This is a genomic window from Pseudonocardia bannensis (assembly GCF_012911875.1).
Taxonomy (GTDB): Bacteria; Actinomycetota; Actinomycetes; order Mycobacteriales; family Pseudonocardiaceae; genus Pseudonocardia; species Pseudonocardia bannensis.
On record NZ_JAAXKZ010000207.1, the window covers coordinates 1 to 5,167 of the forward strand.

Sequence of the window (5,167 nt, forward strand, 5' to 3'; positions counted from 1 at the left end):
CACCCGGCCCCTCGCACGGTCTAGCGGGTCGCGAGGTCGCGGAACTGTGCGAGCCGAGCTCGCCGGAGACGATCGCGTGGCGGCGGTTCCGTGTGTGGGGCAGGGGCCCCTCGCAGGTTCGCTCTGGCCGTCGCTCCGACCACGTTCCACACTCCTGCCGCCGAGGCCGCCGGCGAGCCGGATCTGGCCGCGGCCATCAAGGCCGACCTCATCGAGATGGCGCGTGAACTCGGCGTCAAAGGCCGCTCGAAGATGAAGCGGGCCGAGCTGGAGAAGGCCGTGACCGAGGCGTCCGGAGCCGCCTCGGCCGGACGGCGGCGGAAGGCCTCCTGAGCGACGAACGCCCGGACCGGGCACGGCAGACCGGGCCTGCCACGGCACGGTCCGGTTGGGACAGCGGGCGGCAGCGACCCTGGTTCCGTCCGAGGCCGAACCGGCCAGGCACCGGACGGGACGACGGCTTGGGTTGCGCCCGAGCGACGATGCCGACCCGACCGCTGCGTCACCCCTGACGTCATCGACTCATTGACACTACACATTTTGTCAACCGATCATTGACGTACCTTCTCGACGCGCCCACAGCGCACGTCCATGCGACGCGTCGAGACCGGCACCAGGCCGGGCGGGGGAATGGTCGAACCCGTCTGCCGCCGATCTCGACCGGGGACCGTGGGTCGTCTCGTCCGTCGGGTTCGGGAGGCCCGTAGGGGAGTGGGGCAGGCCCCGTTCAGGACACGGGGCGTGGGTTCGCGACCCGGTGTGCGAGGGGAGGGCAGGCCGCGCTCGCGGCGCGCGGTGTCACGGGCCGGCAGGGTGATGAACCGCGCGACGGGCCCGACCTCCCACCGGCGACCTGTGGTCGTCAGTGCGGGGCGTTGCCTCCGGAGGCGGGGAACTGCTGTGCTCTCCCATCTGTCATCGAATCATTGACGTACCATATCGTCAATCATGCGTTGACAAATTGACCACCAGGACAGCTACGAAACCGACGTCGGAAGCATCAGACCGAGAGCGCCCGCACGAGCAGGACCAGGGCACTCGCGGCGGCGAGCCCGACGACCACGGGCCGGGTCCGGCCCCGGTCGAGGAACCGCCGCAAAGGGGAGGAGGCGACGAATCCGGCGATCATGAACGGCAGCAGATACAGCCCGGCCGTCACCGCCGGCCCGGTGATCTGGCCCGCCACGGCGAGGCCGGCGAGCGACAGCAGGGCGCCGGCGGTGAAGTAGCCGGCCAGCGTCGCGCGCACCCGGGGCCCGGCCGCGTCCTGGTACAGCAGGGCCACCGGTGGGCCGCCGATGGACGTCGCCGTTCCGGCGGCGCCGCTGAACAGCCCGGCTGCGACGAGTGCCGGGATGGTCGGCCGTGGTCGCCAGCGCAGCACCGAGAGCAGCGAGCAGACCAGCACTGACAGCGCCACGACGACAGCGAACCCGCGCGGGGGGAGGGTCGCCACGGTGAGCACGCCGATCGCAATGCCGGGGAGCCGGCCGAGCAGCGCCCAGCCGACGCCGTGCCAGTCGGTGTCGGAGTGCTCGCGGTAGAGGGCCAGCAGCGCGTGCACGGTGACGACCATGAGCAGCGGGACGGGCACGAGCACCGGGTCGACCAGGGCCAGTAACGGAGCGGCCACCAGGGCCAGCCCGAACCCGGCGGCGCCCTGGACCAGCGCGCCGATGGCGACCACTGCGCCGGCGAGGACGAACAGCACCGGCTCACGGTAGATGGGCGCTGCGCCTGGGGAAGCACCGCCGGATCCGGGGCCGCCCGAGGTGCAGGAACGCCTCGCCGCAGGGGAGTGACTTGCGCGGACGCCGACGGCGGGCGCCCCACCGGGACGCCCGCCGTCGAAGGAGCCGGCTCAGCTGCGAGCGAGCATCCCGCGCAGCACGTACTGCATGATCCCGCCGTTGCGGTAGTAGTCCGCCTCGCCGGGGGTGTCGATCCGGACCACGGCGTCGAACTCGACGGTCTCGCCACCGTCCTTGGTCGCGGTCACGTGCACGGTTCGCGGCGTCGAGCCGTCGTTGAGCGCGGTGACCCCGGTGATGTCGTAGGTCTCCGTGCCGTCCAGGCCCAGCGAGCCGGCCGACTCACCGTTCGGGAACTGCAGCGGCAGCACCCCCATGCCGATCAGGTTCGACCGGTGGATGCGCTCGTAGGACTCCACGATCACGGCCTTCACGCCGAGCAGCGCGGTGCCCTTGGCCGCCCAGTCGCGCGACGACCCCGAGCCGTACTCCTTGCCGCCCAGCACCACCAGCGGCGTTCCCTGGGCGGCGTAGTTCTGCGCGGCGTCGTAGATGAACGCCTGCGGGCCGCCCTCCTGGGTGAAGTCGCGGGTGTAGCCGCCCTGCACGCCGTCGAGCAGCTGGTTGCGCAGCCGGATGTTGGCAAACGTGCCGCGGATCATCACCTCGTGGTTGCCGCGGCGGGAACCGTAGGAGTTGAAGTCCCGCTTCTCGACGCCGTGCTCGCGCAGGTACTGCCCGGCGGGGGAGTCCTCCTTGATCGAGCCGGCGGGGGAGATGTGGTCGGTGGTCACCGAGTCACCGAGCAGCGCGAGCACCCGGGCGCCGGTGATGTCCTCGACCGGGGAGGGCTCGGTCTGCATGCCCTCGAAGTACGGGGGCTTGCGGACGTAGGTGGAGTTCTCGTCCCACTCGAAGATCTTGCCCTCCGGGGTGGGCAGCGACTTCCAGCGCTCGTCACCGGCGAAGACGTCGGCGTAATCCTTGGTGAACATCTCCTGGCTGATCGAGTTGTCGATCGTGGCCTGGACATCGGCCGCCGAGGGCCAGATGTCGCGCAGGTACACGTCCTCGCCCTGCTGGTCCTGCCCGAGCGGCTGGTTCTCGAAGTCGAAGTCCATGGTGCCGGCGAGCCCGTAGGCAATGACCAGCGGCGGCGAGGCCAGGTAGTTCATCTTGACGTCCGGGTTGATCCGACCCTCGAAGTTCCGGTTGCCCGACAGCACCGAGACGACCGCCAGGTCGGCCTCGTTCACCGCCGCCGAGATCTCCTCGGCCAGCGGGCCGGAGTTGCCGATGCAGGTCGTGCAGCCGTAGCCGACCAGGTGATAACCCAGCTTCTCCAGGTACGGCCAGAGGCCGGCCTTCTCGTAGTAGTCGGTGACGACCTTCGATCCCGGCGCCATCGACGTCTTCACCCACGGCTTGACCGCGAGACCCCGTTCCACCGCGTTCTTGGCCAGCAGCGCGGCACCGAGCATCACCGAGGGGTTCGAGGTGTTGGTGCACGAGGTGATCGAGGAGATCACCACGGCGCCGTGGTCGAGCTCGAAGGTCGTGCCGCTCTCCAGCGTCACCGGCGTCGGGTTGCTCGTCCGGCCCTCGGCGCCGGCCGCGGCGGAGATCGCCTCCCGCGGGACGCCGTCACCGTCACCGTCGGTGACGGCGGGCGGGTCGCTGGCCGGGAAGCTCTCGTCGACCGCCTCGTCGACGCCGGTGTGCACGCCGCCCTGCGGGTCCTCGGCGTAGTCGCTCAGCGCCGAGCGGAAGGCCTTCTTGGCCTGGGCCAGCTCGATGCGGTCCTGGGGGCGCTTCGGTCCGGCGATGGACGGGACCACGGTGGACAGGTCCAGTTCGAGGGTCTCGGAGTAGACGGCCTCCCGGGACGGGTCGTGCCAGAGGCCCTGCTCCTTGGCGTACGCCTCGACGAGCGCGATCTGCTTCTCGGAGCGGCCGGTGAGCTTGAGGTAGCGGACGGTCTCGTCGTCGATCGGGAAGATCGCCGCGGTGGAGCCGAACTCGGGGCTCATGTTGCCGATGGTGGCGCGGTTGGCCAGCGGCACGGCCCCGACGCCGTCGCCGTAGAACTCGACGAACTTGCCGACGACGCCCTGCCGGCGCAGCATCTCGGTGATCGTCAGCACGACGTCGGTGGCGGTCGCGCCGGCCGGGATCTCGCCGGTCAGCTTGAACCCGACCACCTTGGGGATGAGCATCGAGACGGGCTGGCCGAGCATGGCGGCCTCGGCCTCGATGCCGCCGACGCCCCAGCCGAGCACGCCCAGACCGTTGACCATGGTGGTGTGGCTGTCGGTGCCGACCAGGGTGTCGGGGTAGGCCTGGCCGCCCCGGGCCATCACGACGCGGGCCAGGTGCTCGATGTTGACCTGGTGCACGATGCCGGTCCCCGGGGGGACGACCTTGAACTCGTCGAAGGCGCCCTGGCCCCAGCGCAGGAACTGGTAGCGCTCCCGGTTGCGCTCGTACTCGAAGTCGACGTTGCGCTCGAAGGCGTCCGGGCGGCCGAAGATGTCGATGACGACCGAGTGGTCGATGACCAGCTCGGCGGGCGCGAGCGGGTTGACCTTGGCCGGGTCGCCACCGAGCTCGGTGACGGCCTCACGCATCGTGGCGAGGTCGACGACGCAGGGCACCCCGGTGAAGTCCTGCATGATCACCCGGGCCGGAGTGAACTGGATCTCGGTGTCCGGCTCGGCCGTCGGGTCCCAGGACGCGAGTGCCCGGACGTGATCGGCGGTGACGTTGGCGCCGTCCTCGGTGCGGAGCAGGTTCTCCAGCAGGACCTTGAGGCTGAAGGGCAGCTTGTCCGCGCCCTCCACGGCGGAGAGCCGGAAGATCTCGTACTCGGTGCCACCGGCCTCGATCGTTCCTCTGGCTCCGAAGCTGTCGGTGCTGGCCACGTGGCTCTCCTCCTAGGCGGTGGTGGGCGCGTCGGTTCGGTTCCCGGAGTCTCGCGTACATCGCCCGGCGCAGCAGCGGGACCCCTCTCGGCGCCAAACAGTACGCTTGTCCTGTAAGGGAGTCGAGCCGGGGTGGCAGGTCACGCGCCGAGGCCGCTCACCCGGGGGGCAGGAGGGGCTCCGCATCGCGGGGGCGAGGTTCCACACCGCGGGCCAGGGCGTCCGCCACCTCGGCGCCGACCCGGTCGGTCCCCGCCCAGCCGGACACCTGCCACTCCCGCACGTTCGGTGCGTCCCGGTCCTCGCGCGCCCGCACCGTCCACGGGCGTCCGGTGAGCTTCCGCCAGCCGATGAGGGCGCCGACGATCGCCAGTTCCACCAGGTAGGCCAGGCCCGGAAGCAGCACGAAGATCGTCACCGCCGCCGCGACGGCGATCCCGAGGACGATCAGCACCCACTTGCCGATGGCGAGCACCAGCGCGCCCAGCCCACCGG

General features: G+C 70.8%; 3 protein-coding genes and 1 pseudogene. 1 reads left to right on the top strand and 3 read right to left on the bottom strand.

Annotated features, from left to right (window positions below):
- Positions 1-174: 174 nt before the first annotated feature.
- Positions 175-333, top strand: a pseudogene (locus HF519_RS29175) (Rho termination factor N-terminal domain-containing protein); the annotation flags it as partial.
- Between the two features lie 667 nt (positions 334-1,000).
- Here the strand turns inward: HF519_RS29175 and HF519_RS29180 are convergent.
- The 3 genes from HF519_RS29180 to HF519_RS29190 form a co-directional block, all read right to left on the bottom strand.
- On the bottom strand, positions 1,001-1,711 hold the full coding sequence (locus HF519_RS29180; protein WP_312860422.1) for a TSUP family transporter: 711 nt from the start codon (positions 1,709-1,711) through the stop codon (positions 1,001-1,003).
- A 150-nt stretch (positions 1,712-1,861) separates the two neighbouring features.
- Positions 1,862-4,672 carry an aconitate hydratase AcnA gene (gene acnA / locus HF519_RS29185; RefSeq protein WP_169416191.1) on the bottom strand — a complete coding sequence of 937 codons (2,811 nt, stop codon included), beginning with the start codon at positions 4,670-4,672 and terminating at the stop codon, positions 1,862-1,864.
- A 157-nt stretch (positions 4,673-4,829) separates the two neighbouring features.
- The coding region (locus HF519_RS29190) for a hypothetical protein (RefSeq protein WP_211170747.1) at positions 4,830-5,167 on the bottom strand (338 nt) is incomplete at its 5' end.